Source organism: Desulforamulus aquiferis (assembly GCF_030577015.1).
In the GTDB taxonomy this organism is placed as follows: Bacteria; Bacillota; Desulfotomaculia; order Desulfotomaculales; family Desulfotomaculaceae; genus Desulfotomaculum; species Desulfotomaculum aquiferis.
This window is the reverse complement of record NZ_JARPTC010000021.1, coordinates 152,972-174,091: the sequence shown is the minus strand read 5'-3', so window position 1 is coordinate 174,091 and position 21,120 is coordinate 152,972. Positions and strand designations below refer to the sequence as shown.

The window sequence follows — 21,120 nt, the reverse complement described above, 5'->3', positions numbered from 1 at the left end:
CTAATGCCTAATCATGCGATTAAATTTGCCAAAAAGGTGACCTTTCTCCTGATATTGCCAAGGGGCATTTCTGTTTGCTTCGATTACCTCCCGGTACACCTTTCTAGTTTGCCGGGCAATACCAGACCAGTTATAGTCCTGAATTACGTCACGGTAAGCTTTTCGCTCCATTTCCCCGGCTGAAATTGGGTCCATTAAGCAATGTAAGATGCTGTCTGCCAGGGAATTAGGGTTGCCTGTGTAAAATTTCATTCCGTTTATTTTATGATTGATTATCTCTCCCAGACCTCCTGAATCCGATACCACCACAGGGGTTCTGGTAGCCATAGCCTCCAGTGCAACTATACCAAAGGGCTCGTAAAGGCTGGGAAAAACAGCCACATCGGCAAAATGATATAGGGAATTTCTTGTAGCATCATCTACATACCCGGTAAAATAAACCCTTTCACTAAGGCCCATTCTATTTACCTGCTCCTTTAAATTGCCCTCAAAGGGTCCTTTACCGGCAATGATAAATTTGGTATTGGGGTGATAATTAATAATTTTAGGTATTGCGTCCAACAACACCTGGACACCCTTCTCGGGTACCAAACGCCCTACATAATAAACAATCTTTTCCCCCGGGGATGCATAATTACCCCTTCTACAATTGTTACCTGGGTCATATTTAAAATATTCCGGGTTTACGCCATTGGCAATAATTCTCAACTTATCCTCCGGCAATTGAAAAACCCGCCTCAACTCGTCAAACATATAGTGGCTGCAGCAAATTACCTTCCAGGATTCATAGGTCAGCCACCATTCAATATCACTAATATGTCGCTGAATATCATTATGTAAACCGTTGTGTCTTCCCCATTCGGTTGCGTGGATTGTAGCCACCAGGGGTATTTTGTAGGCGTGTTTACATACCTTGGCAGCATAGGTTGCCAACCAATCATGGGCATGAACAATTTCCACATTGCCAAGTTCTTGGATTAGGGGAATAGCTCTCTCAATCATTGCCATATTTAATTGCATAACCCATGTGACAAAATCCGTAGAGGAAACCTTAAAGGGATTTACCCTGTAAATTCTTACTCCCTTAACTATTTCAAAATCTGGAGTGCCCGGATTACCCCGTGTGATTAGATGCACTTCATCACCCTGCTCAGCCATGGCAGCAGTTAAATCGTAGACATGCTGAGCCAGCCCACCTACACTTAAGGGTGGGTACTCCCACGAAAACATAAGAACCCTCAAACTTTCACGCACCCTTCAATTCCGTTCTCTCACATTCTGAACTAGTATTTACCTAGCACATTGGAAATATGAGCATTTAATTAATAACCAAGAAAAAAACCTGCCGGAGGTACCGGCAGGTATAAATTAAAATTGCTCCACTATGCCATTATGAACTTGAAAGCTCCAGTTAGTACCGTTATTATTATCCCAATTTTGGGCATTATCATGGAAACAGAAGTTGAATTGGGTCTGAGTATCTGGCATTGACATTGATTTAACAAAGCCAAAGCCCGTCCTAGCCATGCGTGTATCCTGTACTGCGTTCCAATGCTGGGCATCTCCAAAACCACAGTGGAGATAAATCTCCTGGGCGCCACTGTCCTTGAGTAGGCCATTATAGAAAACCACTATATCCTGACCTGCTGTTATAGGTGTTGGATCTACCACTACTCCTCCGGGGAAATGGGCATCATGCATGTCTTTTAGCCTGTAAGCACCCATGGTTGGCTCGCCAAAATTAGTTCTGTTTGACATTAATACACCTCCTCAAAATTACATTGCGGTTCATTTTTATTATCTGAAATAACCGGGTTCTTTATAGGAGGTAAATATTATCGGATTGTTACATTTAGAGGCATTATTTCCTTCTTACTTTACTTATTGTTCAAAGTGTCTTCCCTTATAATTATTCCAGTTTTCTCATAAAACTTATGGATTAATATTTCTCCCATCGCCACGGCCAGGGCAAAGCCCAGCATGACAAGCATACTGACTCTCCCGGTCATCATAACAAAGTTTATTAAGTAGGCCATTGCAAAGGCAATTAGGCCGTCGGTTAGCAGCCCCAGGAAACTTCCATAGGAGCGTAATACCAGCAAATCTCCCACTAAGTAGCTTGCCGCAGTAACATCAATGGCCGCAGCTAAAGCCCAGCGCCAATCCATACCTCCCCAAAGGGTTAAAGTGGCAAAGGCTAATACAGCAATTAAGCTAAATTTTACAAATAAAGGTATTAATATTCTGCGCAATTGCATCCCTCCTCCAAAACTATTACTATTAGTCTGAACTTATTAGAAGCTTGTAATGTTCATTAATGAAAATTACCATTATTTAACATAATAAGCAAAGGACCACCCGAAGGTAGTCCTTTGCTCATTATATTAACTTACTCTAAATTAAAACCGCCGTACTTACGGAAGTGTGCTGCCAAACCACCGTCGGTTAAAATTTTAATCATTACCTGGGGCAGAGGTTTGACAGTAATTTCGATATCTTTGGTCCTATTAATAATAATGCCGTTTGTCAAGTCCACATCCAAGACATCACCTGGATCAATAAGATCCGTATCGCATTCGATTACTGGCAATCCAGTATTAATGGCGTTGCGATAAAAAATTCGTGCAAAGGATTTTGCCAGAACAGCACTGATGTTAGCATGTTTAATTGCTAAGGGAGCTTGTTCCCTGGAAGAACCACAGCCAAAGTTGGTGCCTGCAACAATAAAATCACCGGGGGTTACTTTATTGTAGAAGTCTGGGTCTAAGTCTTCCATGACATGCTTGGCCAGTTCATTCATATCCAGGGTTTTGAATTTATATTTTCCCGAAATAATGTAATCTGTGTTTACATCGCTGCCAAACTTATGGCTTTTTCCTTGATATTTCATGACCTCACCTACTTTACGAATTCTCTTGGGTCAGTTATAACTCCGGTTAGGGCAGAGGCTGCCACCGTAGCCGGTGAAGCCAGATAGATTTCAGCATTGCGATTACCCATGCGGCCTTTGAAGTTTCGGTTCGCTGTAGAAATAACAGTCTCGCCATCGGAGGGAACACCGTTGTGTGTACCAACACAAGGTCCACAACCGGGAGTTACCACTGCAGCACCTGCTAATACCAGTGCTTGGATAATACCTTCCTTAATGGCATCTAGATAAATTTTCTTTGATGCTGGAGCAACGATAAACCTTACGTCCGGGTTAATCTTTTTGCCAGCTAAAATGGAAGCAGCGATTCTCAAATCCTCTAGGCGACCGTTAGTACAGGTACCAATAACAGCCTGTTGTATTGGTGTTCCCAGCACTTCCGAAATAGGTGAAACATTGTCAACTGTATGGGGCTTAGCCACCTGGGGTTCGAGATCCGAGAGATCATATTCGAGAACCCTGGCGTAAGCTGCATCTGCATCAGGTGAAACAGGGGTGTATTCTTTATCGGTGTAATCTTTAAGCCAAGCAAAGGTTTTCTCATCAGCTTCCATCAGACCAGCCTTAGCACCCATTTCAACAGCCATGTTAGCAACTGTGAAGCGTCCCTCCATGGACAAAGCCGAAATGGCTTCACCTGTATACTCCGCTGCCATGTAGGTACACCCATCGGCAGTCACTTGACCCATAAGGTAGAGAATCAGATCCTTAGCATAAACCCCCTTGGGAAGAACGCCCTTGCAGACAAACTTAACTGTCTCAGGGACTTTAAACCACATTTTACCAGAAATAAGTCCTCCGGCTAGATCTGTGGAACCTACTCCGGTGGAAAAAGCGTTTAATGCACCGTAGGTACAGGTGTGACTATCAGCACCAATAACCAAACTGCCAGGTCCTACTTTTCCGCTTTCAGGGATTAGTTGGTGACAAACACCTTCTCCAATATCATAAATACGGCAACCCTTTTGTTTGGCAAAATTCCTCATAATGGTATGCAGGGCCGAAACCCCCTCCAGGGGGCTCGGAGAACTGTGATCAATAACCAGAGCAACCTTTTCAGGGTCAAATAATTCTTTGCCATCCATATTATTGTATGCCCTGATAGCCAAGGGAGATGTACCATCCTGTCCCATCACAAAATCTACCTGGGCCACCACAATATCATTGGCCTGGCAGTCCTGGCCACTATGGGAGGAAAGTATTTTTTCAATGATTGTCTTACCCAAAATTAATCCCTCTTTCCAAAGTGGTCTTCGAAAATATATACCAGTTCTTTATCAAATAGGGAGCGCTTTAGGGATACAGCCGCTGAACGGATTTTTGGTAATAGTTCCTCTGCCTGCTCCTTGGTTAAATCAATGCCATATTCGGCAAATTTCATGCGCAGGGAGGCAGTTCCAGAGTGTTTACCAATAACAATTTGGCGTTCCAAACCAACTTCTTCAGGCTGGAAGGCTTCATAGGTTTTTGGATTCTTAATGGCACCGTCTGCGTGAATACCTGATTCGTGGGCAAACATGTTGGAACCAACAATAGCCTTGCTGCAGTGCAGTTCCCGACCAGATGCCCTGGACACATATTCAGCTACTTCCCGGAATATTTCCGTCTTATAGTTAAGATCTAAGTCATATAGGTGTTTTAAAGCCATAATTACTTCTTCCAGGGGGGAGTTTCCGGCCCGCTCACCAAGGCCCATAATAGTAACTCCAACCCAGTTAGCACCGGCCCTAACACCGGCCAGGGCGTTGGCGGTAGCCATACCGAAGTCGTTATGGGTATGCATTTCAACTTCTATGTCTACTGATTCCCTCAGCAGCTTGATACGCTCAAAGGTAGTAAATGGTTCCAGGATGCCCACTGTATCACAATAACGCAGTCTGTCCGCACCCGCTTCCTTAGCCGCCTTTGCAAACTGGATTAGGTAGTCCATATCGCTTCTAGAGGCATCCTCAGCATTTACAGAGATGTACATACCTTCCTTTTTAGCAAACTCAGTTGCTCTAACCATATGCTCAACTACCCATTCACGGCTGGTTTTGAGCTTATGCTTGATATGAATATCTGATGTAGAAATAGATATAGCCACCGCATCCACCCCACACTGGAGTGAAGCTTCTATATCTCTAATCACAGGGCGGTTCCAACCCATTACGCTAGCCCTTAAACCCAACTGGCATATCTGCTTAATGGCTTCTTGCTCATCTCCGCCCATTACAGGAACGCCTGCTTCTATTTGGTCAACGCCCATTTCATCTAAATATTTGGCAATACGAACTTTCTCACGGTTAGCAAATACCACACCGGCGGTTTGTTCCCCATCTCGTAAAGTTGTATCCACAATCCAGATTTTTCTCTTTTCCACTCTGCCGCACCTCCAAAATCAAAGAACTATACTGATATATGTTACCACAATAACCACACTGAGGATATGCAAAAACCACATTTATACTGTATACATCTAAATATATTATTTCCATCGATTTAGATAAGATTTTGCTAATTATCTCTACATATCTCATTTTTTCACACTCGTTATTTTGTGTCATTATTTGTGCATTTTTGATTGTACACTTTTGTTATTGTATATATTTTTATACATTTTTCAGTCCTGTAGAAAAAACCTCAGGAGACTGTTTTTATTATTAAACAATCTCCCGAATAATTATGATCATTCCTTGAAGTTTTTGTACACTTCTTTGTATATAGATTACTGAAGTTTTTCCTTTAATAACTTATTTACCATTTCTGGATTTGCTTTACCCTTTGTGGCCTTCATCACCTGTCCCACCAGGAACCCGATGGCCCTATCTTTGCCGGCTCTAAAATCCTCCACTGATTTGGGGTTAGCTGCAATAACCTGCTCCACTACGGCTGCAATTGCACCTTCATCGGAAATTTGGACTAAGCCCTTCTCCTTAACAATCTGCTCAGGATCTTTTCCTGTGCTGAACATTTCTTCAAATACTGTTTTGGCAATCTTGTTACTGATTGTACCCTTGTCCATTAATTTTAGCATATCGGCCAGCTGTCCTGGATTAATTTTGCATTGTTCTATCTCCATGCCACTGGCATTTAGCAGCCTGGACATTTCACCCATCATCCAGTTGCTAACCACCTTTGGACCGTCATAATATTTAAGGGTTTCCTCAAAGTAATCGGACATTTCCTTGGTCAAGGTCAATACTGTGGCATCATAGGCCGGCAGTCCCAGTTCTTCCGCATATCTGGCTTTACGTTGATCCGGCAGCTCGGGCAGTGATTGACGGATAAAGTCAACCCATTCGTTATCCAGCACCAAGGGCACCAGGTCTGGATCAGGGAAATAACGATAATCGTGGGCCTGCTCTTTGCTACGCATGGAAAGGGTAATGCCCTTGGCTTCATCCCAGGTACGGGTTTCCTGGACAATTTTGCCGCCGGACTCCAGCACTCCTATTTGTCTCTCAACCTCATAGGCTACCGCCCTTTGCAAGGCCCGGAAGGAGTTCATGTTTTTTATTTCAGCCTTTGTGCCAAATTCCTTTTGCCCTGTCGGTCTAACAGATACGTTGGCATCACAGCGCAGGCTGCCTTCCTCCATGCGGCAATCGGAAACACCGGTATATTGAATTATCGCCCTTAACTTTTCCACATAGGCCCTTGCTTCTTCCGGTGAACTAAGATCAGGTTCCGAAACAATCTCTATTAATGGTACCCCGGTCCTGTTATAGTCCACCAGGGAGTAGGGTGTGGTCATGATGTTGCCCTGATGAACCAATTTTCCAGCATCTTCCTCCATATGCACCCGGGTAATGCCAATACGTTTTGTTTGACCATCCACCTCTATATCAAGGTAACCATGCTCGGCAATTGGCAAATCGTATTGAGATATTTGATAGTTTTTGGGCAAATCAGGATAGTAGTAATTTTTTCTATCAAATTTAGAGAAGTTGGCTACCTGACAATTTAAAGCCAGGGATGCCCTCACGGCATATTCTACTACTCTCTTGTTCAAAACGGGCAATGTACCAGGAAGTCCCAGACACACAGGACAAACATGGGTGTTAGGATCTCCCCCAAACTCAGTGGTGGAGTGGCAGAATATTTTTGTATTAGTTTTTAATTCCACGTGAACCTCAATACCTATGACGGTTTCATATTGTGTCATCTACTCCACCCCCTTAACTTCCGACCATAGCCTGGTGTAGTCAGTATTCTGTTCCAAGGTATAGGCTGCCCTCAGCAGAGTTCCTTCATCAAAGGCCTTACCCATTAATTGCAGACCCACCGGCAGGTTGTTGACCAAACCACAGGGTAGGGATAGGGCCGGAATACCCGCCAGGTTTACAGGTATAGTGCAAACATCCTGTAGGTACATTTGTACAGGATCGTTCACCATCTCGCCAATTTTAAAGGCAGTGCTTGGTGATGTTGGGCTTAATAACAGATCATATTTTTCAAAGGCCCGGTCAAAGTCCTGTTTTATTAAGGTTCTTACCTTTAAAGCCTTTAAGTAGTAGGCGTCATAATAACCAGCGGAAAGGGAATAGGTCCCCAGCATGATACGACGCTTAACTTCGGTTCCGAAACCAAGGCTGCGGCTGCGCATATACATATCAATTACGTCCTCGGCATCTTCAACCCTCAGACCGTAGCCAACCCCATCATATCTGGCTAGGTTTGAGCTGGCCTCTGCGGTGGCTATGAGGTAGTAGGCAGGCATAGCATAGTCTGTGTGCGGCATACTGGTCTCTTCCACATAGGCACCCAGGGAGGTCAATTTATTTATCGCCTCCAGTATCCGTTCCTTTACCTGGGGATCGATTCCTTCGGCCAGATATTCCTTAGGTACTCCTATTTTTAACCCCTTAATATCATTAACCAGAGCTTTAGTATAATCAGATTGCTTCAAATTTGCCGACGTGCTATCTAAAGGATCATGTCCGCAGATGGCATTTAACATCAGAGCCATATCAGTAACATCTTTAGTGAAGGGACCGATTTGATCCAAGGAAGATGCATAGGCCACCAGACCATAGCGGGAAACTGCTCCATAGGTTGGCTTCATCCCAATTACCCCACAGAAGGAAGCTGGCTGTCTTATTGATCCACCAGTATCAGAGCCAAGTGCAACGATTGCTTCCCCTGCGGCAACGGCAGCAGCGGAACCACCACTGGAACCACCCGGCACCCTTTCTAAATCCCAGGGGTTATGGGTAGGAAAGAATCCTGAATTCTCTGTAGAAGAACCCATGGCAAATTCGTCCATATTGGTTTTTCCTACTAAGGCCATACCCGCAGCATAAACCTTGTCCACGGCAGTGGCAGTATAAGGAGGCACAAATTTATTTAAAATCTTGGAGGCACAGCTGGTAAGTATGCCCTCTGTACACATATTGTCCTTTATGGCGACAGGAATACCTTCAAGGGGGCCAATTTTTTCCCCTGCTGCTATTTTACGATCTGTGTTAGCTGCTGCAGCCTCTGCATGTTCCCGGGTCTGTGTAATAAATGACTTAACTTTTTCCTCCACCCTGTCGATGCGCTTAAATACTTCTGAAGTAATCTCAGAAGCAGAAATTTCCTTTTTGGTCAGCATCTCATGCAGCCGGTGGGCAGTTAGCTGAAAAAGTTCCAACAGGCTTACCTCCTTATAAATGGTTACAACCCACCGAAATCGGCGGGCGACTAGTTTCTAAATTAAACAATTTTAGGGACTTTAAAGAAATTATCTTCCCTCTCAGGGGCGTTGGCCAGTGCTTCTTCCAAATTAATGTGTTCTCCAACCTTGTCTTCCCGAAACACGTTTTGTATTGGCAATACATGGGCTGTGGGAGGCACACTACTGGTATCTAAAGTTTGCAAAGCCCTGGCTGCGTCAAGGATTTTATTTAACTGCTCTGTATACAGTTCTTTTTCTTCATCACTAAGCTCTAAGCGCCCCAATAGGGCCACATGCTCAACGTCTTGTTTGCTTATCAACCGGAAACACCTTCCTTTACTCAAAACTGACAATATTATACCAAATACTTGTAAAATGGTGCAAGTTAACCATTTTACTGAGATATGTACAATCAATTGTTGATTGTTATTATTGTTTTGGGGTATTCTAGGCATTAATGAAAGGTAGTTAAGGAGGTTTACATATGCCCAATAAAAGAGAAATATCAACGGACAAAGCACCCTCAGCCATCGGACCCTATTCCCAGGCCATTGCCTTTGGTCCATTGGTATTCACATCCGGACAAATACCCATCGATCCCGCCACAGGAAAAATAGTTACAGAGGATATCCAGGCTCAAACTAAACAGTGCCTTGAGAATGTAAAGGCAGTATTGGAGGCGGCCGGCGCAGGATTGGAGCATGTGGTAAAAACCACAGTCTTTGTCAAGGATATGAATGATTTTGAAAAGATTAATCAGGTTTATGCCGAGTACTTCTTAGCTCCAGCCCCCGCCCGCTCCCTGGTAGAAGTAGCCAGACTCCCCAGGGATGTGGGGGTAGAAATCGAAGTAATAGCCGCACCGGGCCACGGTGATGGTCATGGCCATCACTCAGGCGGCTGCGGCTGTGGCGGCCAAGGCTAACACCTACATAAAGACCGTCCCCAGCTCAACTAAGTCATCCGAGTCAGGGGACGGTTCTTTTCTTATTCCCAAGCTATTGCCGCTGTATTTCCAATACCCGCTCTTCGAAGGGTGCTCCAATATAGGTTATTTTTACCTTGTCTCCTACATAAATATTGTTGATTTCGTCACCGCTTTTATCCACCAGCCGTCCCCAGTCCCAGGCCCAAAATTCAGTGGGCACATATTTGTTTTTATTGCCTGAGCCACTACTCTTTAATCTCAGAGTCCTGTCAAGGGATGAAACTTCTCCCGTAATGGTTTTTACATCCAGCACCATTACAGTTTTAATGGTTTCTCCCGAGGTTAACCCAAGGCTGAGGAATTGCCCCTGTTTTAGCTTTTTGAGCAAATCTTTACTCTTGGTGGTTTTTCCCAGGGATTTTTCGTCGATTATATCGGCATCCCAGGCTATGGGATAGTCTTTTTCATCGGATTGAAGACTTTTAACTGTAAGAATAACAGGCTCTCCCTCTGCGATCCTTACAAAACTGGCGTACATATCCCTTTGTACAGGTGAGAAGTTTCTGCGCTCTAATAGCTCAACATAGGCCACCTTTCTTCCACTATTAAGGATACCCTCTATCCTGTAATTGACAGTTTGATTTAAATCCATTGCTTGGCCCTGCCAATAGCTTCGACAGCTTGGATCTGCCAGCACCTTAACGGTTCCGTAAATGTCAGTCAGTTCTATTTCTAATCCATTTTTTTGTTGAGACACATTGGATATCCAGCCGCTAACCTTTCTTTTGCTGTCAAGATGTATCCACCCTTGATCATAAAGCCTTCCCAACATTGATGCTATTTCTGCCCTTGATACTGCATTTTTAGGCCGGAAGGTACCATCAGGGTAGCCACCCATCACTCCTAAGTGATTTAGGGCAATTACTCCGTCCATATACTCTGGATTAAAAGCGGAACTATCAGTAAATTTAGGTGGTGTTTCTGTCCCCTTCATATAAAAAGATTTTGCTATTAATTCTGCCAACTCTTCCCGGGTAATGGCCCGATCATGGGTAAAGTCGTTTAACATTAATTGGGGTATGAATTTTTTCTCCAGGGCAAAATCCAGGTAATTCTGTCCCCAGGGTACTTGATAGGCACTGGGGGGAGAATTCTTGGGCCTTTTTATTTTGGAAACTTCACTTGCATAACCGGCTCCGTTTAATACAATGGTAATTGCCTCCAGGCAGGTTACAGGCTGATCGGGCCGATATGAACCATCGGGATAGCCCTTTATCAGTTCCACTGCCTGAATCTTCTCAATAGATTGCCTTGCCCAATGAACATCAATATCCGCAAAAGCGTCAGCGGCAGTTGCTGCAGACAGATTGGAAGCTAAAAATAGGAATAGGAGCATATTTACTATTAAGAGCTTCTTTATAACATTCATTAACTAGTCTCCTTATAAATATCTTTAATTTTGTAAACAAATCCTTTATCGGAATAAATAAAGATATCTCCATCCGGGAGCAGAATTGGTGCCTGGGTAAAGGTATCTTTAATGTTTTTATTATTGTACACCATTATTCCCCCGTCCTTATGCAATGTAGGGGGAGGTGAGGAGTCGGGAATTTTGTCCCACAACATTCTACCGTTGAAGCTGACACAAAACAGCCTGCCATCACTACTTCCCGCATAGATTCTTCTTTTTTGGTCATCTATCGCCACACCAGATACAACATTTAATAGTGGTAGCTCCCAGTTCAGACTTCCTGTCTTTAGGTCAATAGAGTGGATTTGATTTTTGCCGGTAAAGAACAGTGTTCCTTCACCGGAGAAGCTTAGTTTGGTCAAATCATTAGTCTTAACTGCATAGCTCCAGATTTCCTTTCCATTAGTGGCATTTATTGCCATTGCCTTAGCTGAGCTATTTCTATCCAGGTTAGCAGGATTAGTAATAATATAAAGGTTTCCATCTGGCCCTATGGTCATTTCAATATTTTTCAAATCATCTAAGTTGCGATACCAAATGCGACTTCCAGTATGATCAAGGGCCCTAAGTATGTAGCCACTTTTCTTATCACCCGTGCATACATAAACATTTTCTTTGTCTCCCAATATTGCAACAACATTTTTTTCATCTGAATATCGCCACTTGAAGTTTTTGCCTGGCTCCAGTGCGTATACCCCGTCGGCTAAGCCAAAGTAAATCATTTCCCCAGGCCCCTTGGTTACTAGCCCTCCGACCTTATTGCCCCTTGCCTTTGGGTATAGTTTGTATATCCAGGTCAGGCTTCCGTTTGGTCGCATCTGTTGTAAGCCGTCCGTCCCTGTTACATAGATATCCTGCTCCGAAACCAATAGTGGCTCGATTATCTTGCCACCCATACCTGTACTTCTCTCCCATACCTTTTTACCTGAGGAAGTATCATAAGCTATAATTTTACTGCCTATCGGGCAATAGATCAGCCCATTAGGTGCCAGGGTTGGTTCTGTCGATAACTTCCCCGCTTTCTCCACGGACCACTTTAGCTGGGCATAGGGGGAAAACATACCTGCTGCCTCGGCCTGGCTTATGAGTAACAGCACTAGTATTAATGAAAGAAATAGCTTTCTTATTTTCTTCACTCTCCTTTACCTCACAACAGTTTTTCTTCTTGGAAAACTGTTGGAAATCCTTCTAGACAATGCGTTTTTGTAAAATCATGGTTATATTAATTTTTATCGGACAGTATTATATCTTCCTTTATCTATAAATTTTAATAAATTGGCCTAGCTTAATGATCTGTTTACTTAATTAAAATTAATTCATCATTCTTTTGGATGAGTTTTGATACAACCATTACTCATACCTGGGTATGATGGAAATGAATGTATGTTATGGTAATATTACCTTGAGCACCTATTTCTAGAAATGTTTGGTTTATACTTTTAAAAATAAAGCTTTTTTAGCAATTAAGCATAAATAAAATTTAATGTTAGGAGGTTACCCCGTATGCTGCTGGAAGACCAATTCAGTTATTTGGGACATGTGAAGCAGTTAGGCAAAACGGGTAAATGCTCTGGTCTTTATAGGTATAAGGTTTTCGGACTTCATGTTATTTCAGAAATTTTGTTGCCTGAACTATTGGTTACAACACCTAGAGATGATATACCTGAAGTTTGTATTAGTATTGGAAATGTTCCGGTTGGTATTGCCAATGCTGTTAAAAAAATCGGTAGTTATCACCTGGCATCTAATCAATTTCTCTTTGAAGTCACTGGAGTTGGCCGCTTTTACGTAACCAACGGTAATTCTATACTTATTGAACCTTCAGAAAAGGCTGAAGAACACTTGATCCGCCTTTTTCTGCTTGGTACCGCCTTTGGCGGGCTCCTTATACAACGGGGAATCCTTCCCATTCATGGAAGTGCTGTGGTTATAGACGGATACAGCGTACTTTTTGCCGGGGTAACGGGGGCTGGAAAATCAACGTTGTTAGCTGCCTTCAGGAAACAGGGCTATTCTTTTTTAACTGACGATGTGGCGGCCTTAACTATGGATCGAAATGGCATAGTATGGGTACATCCAAGTTATCCTCAACAGAAGCTATGGCGAGATAGTGCGGAAATAACCGGCGTCAATACATCTACCCTAACGCCCTTTTACATTGGTTCTAATAATGAGAAATTTGCAGTGCCGATTAATTCAGGATTTTGTGAATCAGCAATGCCCTTGGCTGCTGTATACGAACTAATTTGGGGAAAATGTGAAGCTGTAGCCATCACGCCCCTATCCAATATAGAAAAGATGACAGTATTAATGGACCAAACCTATCGCCATTGGCTGGTTGATGGACTAGGACAAAAGATTAGTCATTTTAAACAATGTGCCGCTGTGTCCAGGCAGATTACTATTTCCCGCTTAACCAAACCCATTGGTCTGCTAACCTTGGCGGAACAGGTAGATCTCGTACAAAGAGATTTAGCAGGGTTGAAAGTGGCTTGTCATAATAAGTTTTCTAAAGAAGGTGATATCGTAAATGAGCTCAAAACATGAAATTCGTCTGTATACTATCGTTTGGCATGCAGAAGGAATAGTTGCTGCCGATATGGACGGTGAAAAAGTCATGCTGAATATTGAAAAAGGCAAATATTATGGATTAGATGGTATTGGCAGTCGCATCTGGGAACTTATTGAGGAGCCACATAGCATTCAGGAAGTAGTAACTGCATTGCTAAAGGAATATGACGTGGAAGAAAGTATCTGCCAGCATGATGTGCTAATGTACATAAAAAAACTACATGAGCAAGGGCTTGTTGCAGTTGCTTAGATTGTTGAAAAACTTCATTATTATGTCCTGGCGGGAGCAACGATTATTCTTGGAAGCATATTGCCTAACAGGGATAGTACGTTTGGCTATAATTTTATTTCCTTTTCGCCGGATCGCTCCTTTTCTTGGTAAATATATGGCAGAATCGTCAATGCTGGAAGATTCTGTAAAGCTAGCAATAGCCAGACGAATTGGTCAGCTAGTTACAAAAGCAAGCCGCTTCACCCCGTGGGAAAGTAAGTGTCTGGTCCAAGCAATGGTATGCAAAATAATGCTGCGCCGACGAAAAATTAACAGTACTCTTTATATGGGAGTTGGCAGAGATAAGATAAAAGGACTTGTGGCCCATGCTTGGTTAAGGTGTGGTAAAACTATAATATCAGGTGCTCAGGGAATTAAAAACTTTACTACGGTTGGAAAATTTGCCGATTTAGATGGGGGGTAGAAATCAAAGGAAAGGGGGTGGAGTGATGAAAAAACAATGGATTGAGCCAAAAATTGTAGAGATTGCGACAAGAAAGACAGGAACTCAAGTAAAAAAAGGTGGTTCAGGTGATATGGATTTTAATGGTGTGGTACAAGGCGTCTTGGATCCTTGGGAAGATTGCTGCAATGTCTGTAGCTAGCCTATAGAATTATAAGTAAAAAAAGAGTTTTTAATGATACTTTGGTTCTAGCCCCGGCATCATGGAATTTTAGTTCCATTAGTGGTTCTTCTAAATGCCAAGGTGCTTAGCTTGAACCGCTTTTTTTCATGCCCTCTGGTTTCTTCACTTTAAAAAGAATTAATGATGGTGGTCATATAATATGAGTGCAATTTGCGGTGTTTTGTATTTTAATGGTAGACATGTTACACAGGAAACTAGTGCCAACATGATGCGGGAGTTTGAAATCTATCATGCAGACGCTGTGGGAACTTGTCAGAAGGAACAGATTTTTTTGGCTTGCCACGCACAACATATTACACCTGAGTCCGCCCAAGAAATCCTACCATACCATGATGTTCTTAGCGGTTTAATCATTACTGCAGACGCCATTGTTGACAACAGGGCCGAGCTAATCCACAAGCTTGGTATCGAACATTCCTTCAGGAAGGGCATGCCAGACAGTAAATTAATTTTATTAGCTTATTTAAAATGGGGTCATGAATGCCCAAAACACCTGGTGGGTGATTTTTCATTCGCCATTTGGGACGAAAGAAAACAGGAATTATTCTGTGCTGTGGACCATACTGGAACAAGGACCTTTTACTATTTTAGGTCTTCTACCCTATTTGCCTTTTCAACTTTAATTAAGCCCTTATTTTCATTAAAAGAAATACCCAGAAAACATAATGAGCTTTGGCTTGCAGATTTTTTAGCAATGCCATGTCAAAATCACCAATTAGACCCTGAATTAACTCCGTACCAAAATATTAGATTATTGCCTGCAGGTCATAGCCTAATAGTAAATCCCTCTAGGTCAACAAAAAAGATTTATTGGCAGGTGGAGAAACAACAGGAATTAAAATTGAAGTCAAACTACGAATATGAAGAGGCATTCAGGGAGGTCCTAGATGAAGCAGTAAAATGTCGTTTACGAAGCATTCGCCCAATAGGAGTAATGTTGAGTGGAGGTCTGGATTCAACTTCAATTGCTTGTTTAGCCGCACGTGAATTAGGTTTGAAAGGACAACGGCTCCAGGCATTCAGTGCGGTACCAATGGCAAGCTATCGGGACTGGTTGCCTGCATGCATAGTCGCCGATGAAACACCATTTATTGAAGCCGTGCGGGAACATGCAGGAAATATTGATGTTACCTACTGTAGTTCAGAAGGCAAGCATTCATTAAGCGATACTGACCGCTTACTTGCCAGCCTAGAGCAGCCTTATAAAATCTTCGAAAACTTATTTTGGATTGAGAGTATATTTACTGAGGCTCAAGGACGTAATGTTGGGGTTTTATTAAATGGGGCTGCCGGTAACGTGACTATTTCTTGGGGGCGTTTTGAACCCTATATGATAACCTTGCTCCGAACCGGACAGTTGTACCGATTAATTCGTGAATGTTGGCTTGTTGCCAAACGTTTCAAACGTCCCCATAGAGTATTATTGAAAATGTTATGGACTCTGTTGCCTTATAATATAAAAAATATGCTAAGTAAATTCAGTTACCATAAGTCTCAAAGGGAACTCCAGGCTTTGTCTCTGATTAACCCGGTTTTCGCCAGCCAAAGCTCAGTTGATAAACGGTTTCATCAATTTGGGTATGATAAGTTATTTGATAAATCCACAGACAGTTTGGAAGAGCGTAAAAATAGACTTAATCCTGCCGTATTCAGTCATGTTGGTGTCATTTCTACCAAACAGTCATTGACTTACCAAATGGCACGTCGTGACCCAACAGCCGATAAGCGTGTAATTGAGTTCTGTTTTAGTGTTCCAGACAACCAATATGTGCAGGGAGGCAGGGGGCGTTCTCTCCTTCGGCGTGCCATGGCTGGAATTTTGCCAGAAAAGGTGCTTATAAATGAAAGGAAACGTGGCAGGCAAAGTGCTGATTGGGCTCAGAGATTACAACCATTTTGGCCGGAATTAGTTGCAGAGGTGCGGAAAATCGGCGAACTAGCTACTGAACGCAGCTTTCTTAACATATCCAAAATCCAAGATACTATTAATATTGTCAGAACAATACCTGACGATGCGGCAGATGATCCCAATCTCCGTATGTTAATTCGCAGCCTGATTTTTAGCCGATTTTTAAGATATGAAGAGGTTATTAGTAACACTAATACGTCCGGGCAAGCCTGAGGTAAACATGATGTTTACTCAAAGACGGCCAATTTTCGCACGAAGTGAGGGATTATTTGTAGTTTCTCGACAATAACAAAGGTTAATTTCATGACAAGGGATTAATAATCATGAATATATTGTTGCTTTATATCAGGGAGTTTTATAACCTAGCTCCATTAAAATTTGTAACTAATATAATTTTAATGGTTATAATCGGCATGCTGGAAGGTTTAGGCATACTAATGATTATACCACTATTGATTGTCGCTGGTATAATTCCTGGTATTAACACAAACAATGGGTTAACTGTCATACTTAATCATTGCTTTCAAATCATTGGTTTGCAAGTAAGCCTGCCTAATTTACTTATTTTATATATAGGTTTTATTTTTGGTCAAAGCTGGCTGCAGCGTCGCCAATCAATACTTAATCTTGATATTCTTCAGTCTTTTGCTATTTTTTTATCTACAAGGTTAATTAGGCTGGTTGCATCCGCCGAGTGGCAGCTTATCTTATCAAAACCAAATTCTTATATAACAAATGTCTTTATAACTGAATTAGAACGTGTTTATGCAGGAATAAAGTTTTTTTTACAAATGATTAGCATATCCCTGATCACTTTAATTCAAATTGTTATAGCCTTTTTGGTAGCACCTAGCTTAACCTGTTTAGTGCTGACCGGCGGTGTGATCTTGTTTATATTTTTACAAACCTTCGCCAAACAAACCCGAAGTGTGGGGCAGGAGATATCAAGTTTAAATCGTGATTTGTTATTTAACCTAACTGAGCATTTGAACGGGATGAAGGAAATCAAAAGTTATGGCGTTGAAGCGGCTCAGATTAGTAATTTCGTCAAAATACGTAAAGAAATGAAGAAAAACTCAAATAGATTTAATCAAATACAAGTTAAGACCAACATGATTTATAAAATTGGTTCGGCTATTTTTATAAGCCTATGTTTATTTAGCGCCATAGAGATATTTACTTTAAATCCCCAAGATTTTATAGTTATTGCAGTTATTTCGGCCCGCCTCTGGCCAAGATTATCTTCCCTGCAAATAGGGTTGCAAAATATAAGTACCATGTTACCTGCTTTCCAGGTTCTTAGGGAATTAGAAAACCAATGTCTTGCGTCCCAAGAAGTCCTTGAAGCTGATACTCCCACAATAATTAAACTGGAACAAGGGATTGAATTCCGTGGTGTATCTTTTTATTACGAAAACTCCCGTACAAATTACGCTTTAAAAAAGATTGACTTTTTTCTAACTGCTGGCACAACCACTGCCATAGTTGGCTCTTCGGGTGCCGGTAAAAGTACTTTAGTTGATTTGTTAATCGGTTTGTTACAGCCTAAAGAAGGAGAAATCTATATCGATGATCAACCACTATCAATAAATAAGCGCAAATGGAGAAATACAATAGGATATGTACCACAAGATGCTTTTTTATTTAATTCCAGCATCAGAGAGAACCTACAATGGTTTTGTCCTGATAGCTCAGAGGAAATGATCTGGGAAGCCTTAAAGCTAGCCTCAGTTGATACCTTTGTAAGTGGACTGCCGGATGGTCTTGACACAGTGGTGGGAGATCGAGGAGTACGACTATCTGGCGGCGAGAGACAGCGCATTGTGCTGGCAAGGGCATTATTGACGAGACCATCAGTTCTTATCTTGGATGAAGCCACAAGCTCACTAGATTCGGAAAATGAAAAACGCATTCAACATGCCATTGAAAATCTACAAGGTAGGTTAACCATCGTAATTATTGCCCACCGCATTTCCACTATAAGGAACGCCGACAATATTATTGTAATAGAATCTGGGCAAATTGTGGAGAAAGGTACTTACAATTCTTTAATGAAAAACAAGAATGGTCGGTTCAGTACTTTATCCTGCTTATGTAACAATAATTAGATTAAAGGGAGCATGCCTTATGGTGTCTAATAAAATTTTTACATTTGTTATGATATCCATGTGTATCTCAACTATATCATTAACAATAACTAAAAATAAGTTATTCTCCCCCCTTCGTTCCTTAGTAAGGAAACGTTTTAATTGGTTAGGGACATTGCTAAGCTGCCCTTATTGTATAAGCCATTGGCTTGCATTTTTTCTCGTTATTTTATTCTATCATTATACTCCCGTGATAATGGTTACAGATTTAGTTTTTCTGGATATTATCATAACAATATTTGCAACAATTTCTCTGGCTACGATTATTACAGGTGTTATGTACTTTATAATAAAAAAATTCTAAACCCCATTTTGGTTTATATATCTCAATTTCTCAAGATGATACATAATGAGTATACTTTTGAATAATGTATCAAGAGAGCTTCTGATAAAGGAGGCAATTTTAATGGAAAAAGTGGCAAAAAAGTTGCATTGGGTTGAACCTCAAATATTAGAAATAAAAATTCTTATGACTAAAATATCTACTGCTAAGTTAGAGTTTTTTTCTACCGATTCTTATGCACACGCTACTGATACATCCCTTATGTCATTAGGAGAGCTAAAACATTTGGACTATACAAATGCACTTTTATCATAATTACAAATTTTGGTGGTATTATTATGAATGCAATATGTGGTATCTACCATCGCGATGGCAAACCTATTCTGACAGCAACAAGTAATGAAATGATGAAAGCATTAGGAATCTATCGGTCTGACATTTCAGGGTTATGGAGAAAAGAAAATATTTTTTTAGGTTGTCATACTCAATACATAACACCGGAATCAGTGGGAGAAGCACTTCCCCATTATGATCATATTTCGGGATTAACAATTACTGCCAGCGCAATAATTGATAATCGTCAAGATTTATGCGATAGATTACTGATTAATGGCCCTTATAGAAGTTACATCCCAGACAGTCTTCTCATTTTGAGAGCCTATATAAAATGGGGATATGATTGTTCAAAGCATCTTGTTGGGGATTATTCCTTTGTTATATGGGATAAAAAGCGACAAGAATTATTTTGTTCAGTTGATCATACAGGAACAAATACCTTTTATTATTTCTGCTCACCTAATATCTTCGCATTTTCAACCTTGCTTAAACCCCTTTTTGTCTTACGGGAAATTACAAAAGAATTTAATGACACCTGGATTGCCGATTTCCTCGCCACCCCATCAGTAATGCATCAGCTAGACCCTGAACTAACTGTATATAAGGACATTTATCTTTTACCCTCGGGAACTAACCTGATTGTCCGTCCTGACAGTACTACAAAGAGGGTATATTGGAAAGTTGAACAACAATCTAAACTATTCTTGCAGACTGACAATGATTATGTGGAAGCCTTTAGAGAGATCTTTTGTGAAGCGGTTCGTTGCCGATTGCGTAGTTCCCGGCCAGTTGGAGTGATGATGAGCGGCGGGTTAGACTCCACCTCTGTTGCCTGTATGGCAGCACAATTATTAGCCAAGAGTGGTCTAGAACTTCAGGCTTATTCTGCACTACCAATCCAGGAATATCGTGATAATTTACCCCTTGGTAGCCTGGCTAACGAGAAGCCATACATAGAAGCAGTCAGGGAGCATATGCCAAATATTGTTGTAAAGTATATTCGCTCAGAAGACAGGCACTCTCTAACTAATACCGACGTACTGCTTGCAATGCTTGAACAACCTTATAAAATTTTTGAGAACTTGTTTTGGCTTGACAATATTGTATCAATTGCCAAAACAAATAATATAGGTGTTTTATTAAGTGGAACATCCGGTAATTATACAATCTCATGGGGTTATTCTTTGATTTACCTTATAACACTTCTTAGTTCCGGTCATTTTAATAGATTTTTTGATGAAATTCGTTTTACGGTTAGTAGATATAAACATCCCCTTAAATCATCTCTTGTCTTATTAAGACTCGCTCTACTCTATGTTGTAAAGAATAACTTTTCAAAAAATATTAACTATTTCTTTAGCAGACCTCATAAAACATCACCTGTAAATCCTACCTTTGCTAAATGCACCAACGTCTTTGAGCGACTACGCAATTATGATGCAATATCCCTAAATAACCTGTCTTCCTTGGAAATACGCAAAAAACAACTTAATCCCAGTTATTTCACCCACCTTGGAGTAATTACCACTAAACAGTCCCTGGCTTATGGATTGGCCTTACGTGATCCAACCATGGATAAGCGAGTAATTGAATTCTGCCTGAGTTTACCTGATGACCAATGTGTACGAAATGGAAAAGAAAGGTTTTTAATTCGGCGGGCAATGAAAGGTCACTTGCCTAATAAAGTCCTTCTAAATGAAACTGTTCGAGGTAAGCAGAGTGCTGATTGGGTACAACGAATACAGCCCTCCTGGACAACACTATTTACTGAGCTTGGCAACATCGGAGCAAAAGAAGCTGAGCAAAAGTATCTTGATGTTAACAAAATCCAAAAAAAATTAAAAAAATATAACGTATTGCATGACAATACGTTATATGACCCAAATCTTCAAATGTTGATCCGCAGCCTTATTTTCTGCCGGTTTTTAAATATTGTTAAAGGGTAGCAGTCCAATTTTAACAAATAGTCCCTTGAACATAATAAAAG

The 21,120-nt window shown here is 41.3% G+C and carries 21 protein-coding genes; 10 read left to right on the top strand and 11 right to left on the bottom strand.

What is annotated here, in order from left to right:
* The 9 genes from P6N53_RS14545 to gatC all read right to left on the bottom strand — a co-directional run bounded on the left by P6N53_RS14545 (position 1) and on the right by gatC (position 8,890).
* Positions 1-1,242: a glycosyltransferase family 4 protein gene (locus tag P6N53_RS14545; protein WP_304544426.1), complete on the bottom strand. Its 1,242-nt coding sequence runs from the start codon at positions 1,240-1,242 to the stop codon at positions 1-3.
* A 126-nt stretch (positions 1,243-1,368) separates the two neighbouring features.
* Complete coding sequence (locus P6N53_RS14540; protein WP_304544424.1) at positions 1,369-1,758, bottom strand: carbohydrate-binding protein; 390 nt, start codon at positions 1,756-1,758, stop codon at positions 1,369-1,371.
* A gap of 119 nt (positions 1,759-1,877) precedes the next feature.
* On the bottom strand, positions 1,878-2,252 hold the full coding sequence (locus tag P6N53_RS14535) for a DUF2512 family protein (RefSeq protein WP_304544423.1): 375 nt from the start codon (positions 2,250-2,252) through the stop codon (positions 1,878-1,880).
* Between the two features lie 137 nt (positions 2,253-2,389).
* The gene (locus P6N53_RS14530; RefSeq protein ID WP_304544421.1) at positions 2,390-2,890 is read right to left on the bottom strand and encodes a 3-isopropylmalate dehydratase small subunit; all 501 of its coding nucleotides are present in this window, start codon (positions 2,888-2,890) and stop codon (positions 2,390-2,392) included.
* An 8-nt stretch (positions 2,891-2,898) separates the two neighbouring features.
* The gene (locus tag P6N53_RS14525; protein ID WP_304544419.1) at positions 2,899-4,155 is read right to left on the bottom strand and encodes a 3-isopropylmalate dehydratase large subunit; all 1,257 of its coding nucleotides are present in this window, start codon (positions 4,153-4,155) and stop codon (positions 2,899-2,901) included.
* Between the two features lie 2 nt (positions 4,156-4,157).
* Positions 4,158-5,291, bottom strand: a complete 1,134-nt coding sequence (gene nifV / locus P6N53_RS14520) for a homocitrate synthase (protein ID WP_304544417.1) — start codon at positions 5,289-5,291, stop codon at positions 4,158-4,160.
* A gap of 345 nt (positions 5,292-5,636) precedes the next feature.
* A complete protein-coding gene (gene gatB, locus P6N53_RS14515) occupies positions 5,637-7,076 on the bottom strand; it encodes an Asp-tRNA(Asn)/Glu-tRNA(Gln) amidotransferase subunit GatB (RefSeq protein ID WP_304544415.1) in 1,440 nt (479 codons plus the stop codon).
* Positions 7,077-8,546 carry an Asp-tRNA(Asn)/Glu-tRNA(Gln) amidotransferase subunit GatA gene (gatA, locus tag P6N53_RS14510; RefSeq protein ID WP_304544413.1) on the bottom strand — a complete coding sequence of 490 codons (1,470 nt, stop codon included), beginning with the start codon at positions 8,544-8,546 and terminating at the stop codon, positions 7,077-7,079.
* Positions 8,547-8,608: 62 nt separating this feature from the next.
* The gene (gatC, locus tag P6N53_RS14505; protein WP_304544411.1) at positions 8,609-8,890 is read right to left on the bottom strand and encodes an Asp-tRNA(Asn)/Glu-tRNA(Gln) amidotransferase subunit GatC; all 282 of its coding nucleotides are present in this window, start codon (positions 8,888-8,890) and stop codon (positions 8,609-8,611) included.
* Positions 8,891-9,054: 164 nt separating this feature from the next.
* On the opposite strand from gatC, the gene P6N53_RS14500 reads away from it, so the two are divergent.
* Complete coding sequence (locus P6N53_RS14500) at positions 9,055-9,495, top strand: RidA family protein (RefSeq protein WP_304544409.1); 441 nt, start codon at positions 9,055-9,057, stop codon at positions 9,493-9,495.
* 73 nt (positions 9,496-9,568) lie between these two features.
* On the opposite strand, the gene P6N53_RS14495 is transcribed toward P6N53_RS14500, so the two are convergent.
* Together P6N53_RS14495 and P6N53_RS14490 are read right to left on the bottom strand one after the other, a co-directional pair.
* Positions 9,569-10,927, bottom strand: coding sequence for an S-layer homology domain-containing protein (locus P6N53_RS14495; protein WP_304544407.1), 1,359 nt, complete (start codon positions 10,925-10,927; stop codon positions 9,569-9,571).
* A complete protein-coding gene (locus P6N53_RS14490; protein WP_304544405.1) occupies positions 10,927-12,105 on the bottom strand; it encodes an outer membrane protein assembly factor BamB family protein in 1,179 nt (392 codons plus the stop codon). Before P6N53_RS14490 ends, P6N53_RS14495 begins: the two co-directional genes overlap by 1 nt.
* Positions 12,106-12,472: 367 nt before the next feature.
* Between P6N53_RS14490 and P6N53_RS14485 the strand changes: the two genes are divergently transcribed.
* The 9 genes from P6N53_RS14485 (at position 12,473) to P6N53_RS14450 (ending at position 21,079) form a co-directional block, all read left to right on the top strand.
* Positions 12,473-13,516 (top strand): hypothetical protein, encoded by a 1,044-nt coding sequence (locus tag P6N53_RS14485; RefSeq protein WP_304544403.1) that lies wholly within the window; start codon positions 12,473-12,475, stop codon positions 13,514-13,516.
* Entirely contained in the window at positions 13,500-13,790 is a 291-nt protein-coding gene (locus P6N53_RS14480; protein WP_304544401.1) for a lasso peptide biosynthesis PqqD family chaperone, read from the top strand. The genes P6N53_RS14485 and P6N53_RS14480 overlap by 17 nt, the downstream gene beginning before the upstream one ends.
* On the top strand, positions 13,783-14,235 hold the full coding sequence (locus P6N53_RS14475) for a lasso peptide biosynthesis B2 protein (protein ID WP_304544399.1): 453 nt from the start codon (positions 13,783-13,785) through the stop codon (positions 14,233-14,235). The genes P6N53_RS14480 and P6N53_RS14475 overlap by 8 nt, the downstream gene beginning before the upstream one ends.
* Positions 14,236-14,260: 25 nt before the next feature.
* Positions 14,261-14,416: a hypothetical protein gene (locus tag P6N53_RS14470; protein ID WP_304544397.1), complete on the top strand. Its 156-nt coding sequence runs from the start codon at positions 14,261-14,263 to the stop codon at positions 14,414-14,416.
* Between the two features lie 181 nt (positions 14,417-14,597).
* Positions 14,598-16,580, top strand: coding sequence for an asparagine synthase-related protein (locus P6N53_RS14465; RefSeq protein WP_304544395.1), 1,983 nt, complete (start codon positions 14,598-14,600; stop codon positions 16,578-16,580).
* A gap of 110 nt (positions 16,581-16,690) precedes the next feature.
* Positions 16,691-18,475 (top strand): ABC transporter ATP-binding protein, encoded by a 1,785-nt coding sequence (locus tag P6N53_RS14460; RefSeq protein WP_304544393.1) that lies wholly within the window; start codon positions 16,691-16,693, stop codon positions 18,473-18,475.
* Positions 18,432-18,818, top strand: a complete 387-nt coding sequence (locus tag P6N53_RS18780) for a DUF1360 domain-containing protein (RefSeq protein ID WP_373323054.1) — start codon at positions 18,432-18,434, stop codon at positions 18,816-18,818. Before P6N53_RS14460 ends, P6N53_RS18780 begins: the two co-directional genes overlap by 44 nt.
* Positions 18,819-18,920: 102 nt before the next feature.
* Entirely contained in the window at positions 18,921-19,112 is a 192-nt protein-coding gene (locus P6N53_RS14455; protein ID WP_304544391.1) for a hypothetical protein, read from the top strand.
* A gap of 23 nt (positions 19,113-19,135) precedes the next feature.
* Entirely contained in the window at positions 19,136-21,079 is a 1,944-nt protein-coding gene (locus tag P6N53_RS14450; protein WP_304544389.1) for an asparagine synthase-related protein, read from the top strand.
* Positions 21,080-21,120 lie beyond the last annotated feature (41 nt).

Excerpts from the sequence above, each read along its gene's own strand:
- P6N53_RS14540 (WP_304544424.1), bottom strand. The coding sequence starts at position 1,758 with ATGTCAAACAGAACTAATTTTGGCGAGCCAACCATGGGTGCTTACAGG.
- P6N53_RS18780 (WP_373323054.1), top strand. The coding sequence starts at position 18,432 with ATGGTCGGTTCAGTACTTTATCCTGCTTATGTAACAATAATTAGATTA.
- P6N53_RS14465 (WP_304544395.1), top strand. The coding sequence starts at position 14,598 with ATGAGTGCAATTTGCGGTGTTTTGTATTTTAATGGTAGACATGTTACA.
- P6N53_RS14495 (WP_304544407.1), bottom strand. The coding sequence starts at position 10,927 with ATGAATGTTATAAAGAAGCTCTTAATAGTAAATATGCTCCTATTCCTA.
- P6N53_RS14485 (WP_304544403.1), top strand. The coding sequence starts at position 12,473 with ATGCTGCTGGAAGACCAATTCAGTTATTTGGGACATGTGAAGCAGTTA.
- P6N53_RS14460 (WP_304544393.1), top strand. The coding sequence starts at position 16,691 with ATGAATATATTGTTGCTTTATATCAGGGAGTTTTATAACCTAGCTCCA.
- P6N53_RS14530 (WP_304544421.1), bottom strand. The coding sequence starts at position 2,890 with ATGAAATATCAAGGAAAAAGCCATAAGTTTGGCAGCGATGTAAACACA.
- P6N53_RS14450 (WP_304544389.1), top strand. The coding sequence starts at position 19,136 with ATGAATGCAATATGTGGTATCTACCATCGCGATGGCAAACCTATTCTG.
- P6N53_RS14480 (WP_304544401.1), top strand. The coding sequence starts at position 13,500 with ATGAGCTCAAAACATGAAATTCGTCTGTATACTATCGTTTGGCATGCA.
- P6N53_RS14455 (WP_304544391.1), top strand. The coding sequence starts at position 18,921 with ATGGAAAAAGTGGCAAAAAAGTTGCATTGGGTTGAACCTCAAATATTA.
- P6N53_RS14500 (WP_304544409.1), top strand. The coding sequence starts at position 9,055 with ATGCCCAATAAAAGAGAAATATCAACGGACAAAGCACCCTCAGCCATC.
- gatB (WP_304544415.1), bottom strand. The coding sequence starts at position 7,076 with ATGACACAATATGAAACCGTCATAGGTATTGAGGTTCACGTGGAATTA.
- P6N53_RS14470 (WP_304544397.1), top strand. The coding sequence starts at position 14,261 with ATGAAAAAACAATGGATTGAGCCAAAAATTGTAGAGATTGCGACAAGA.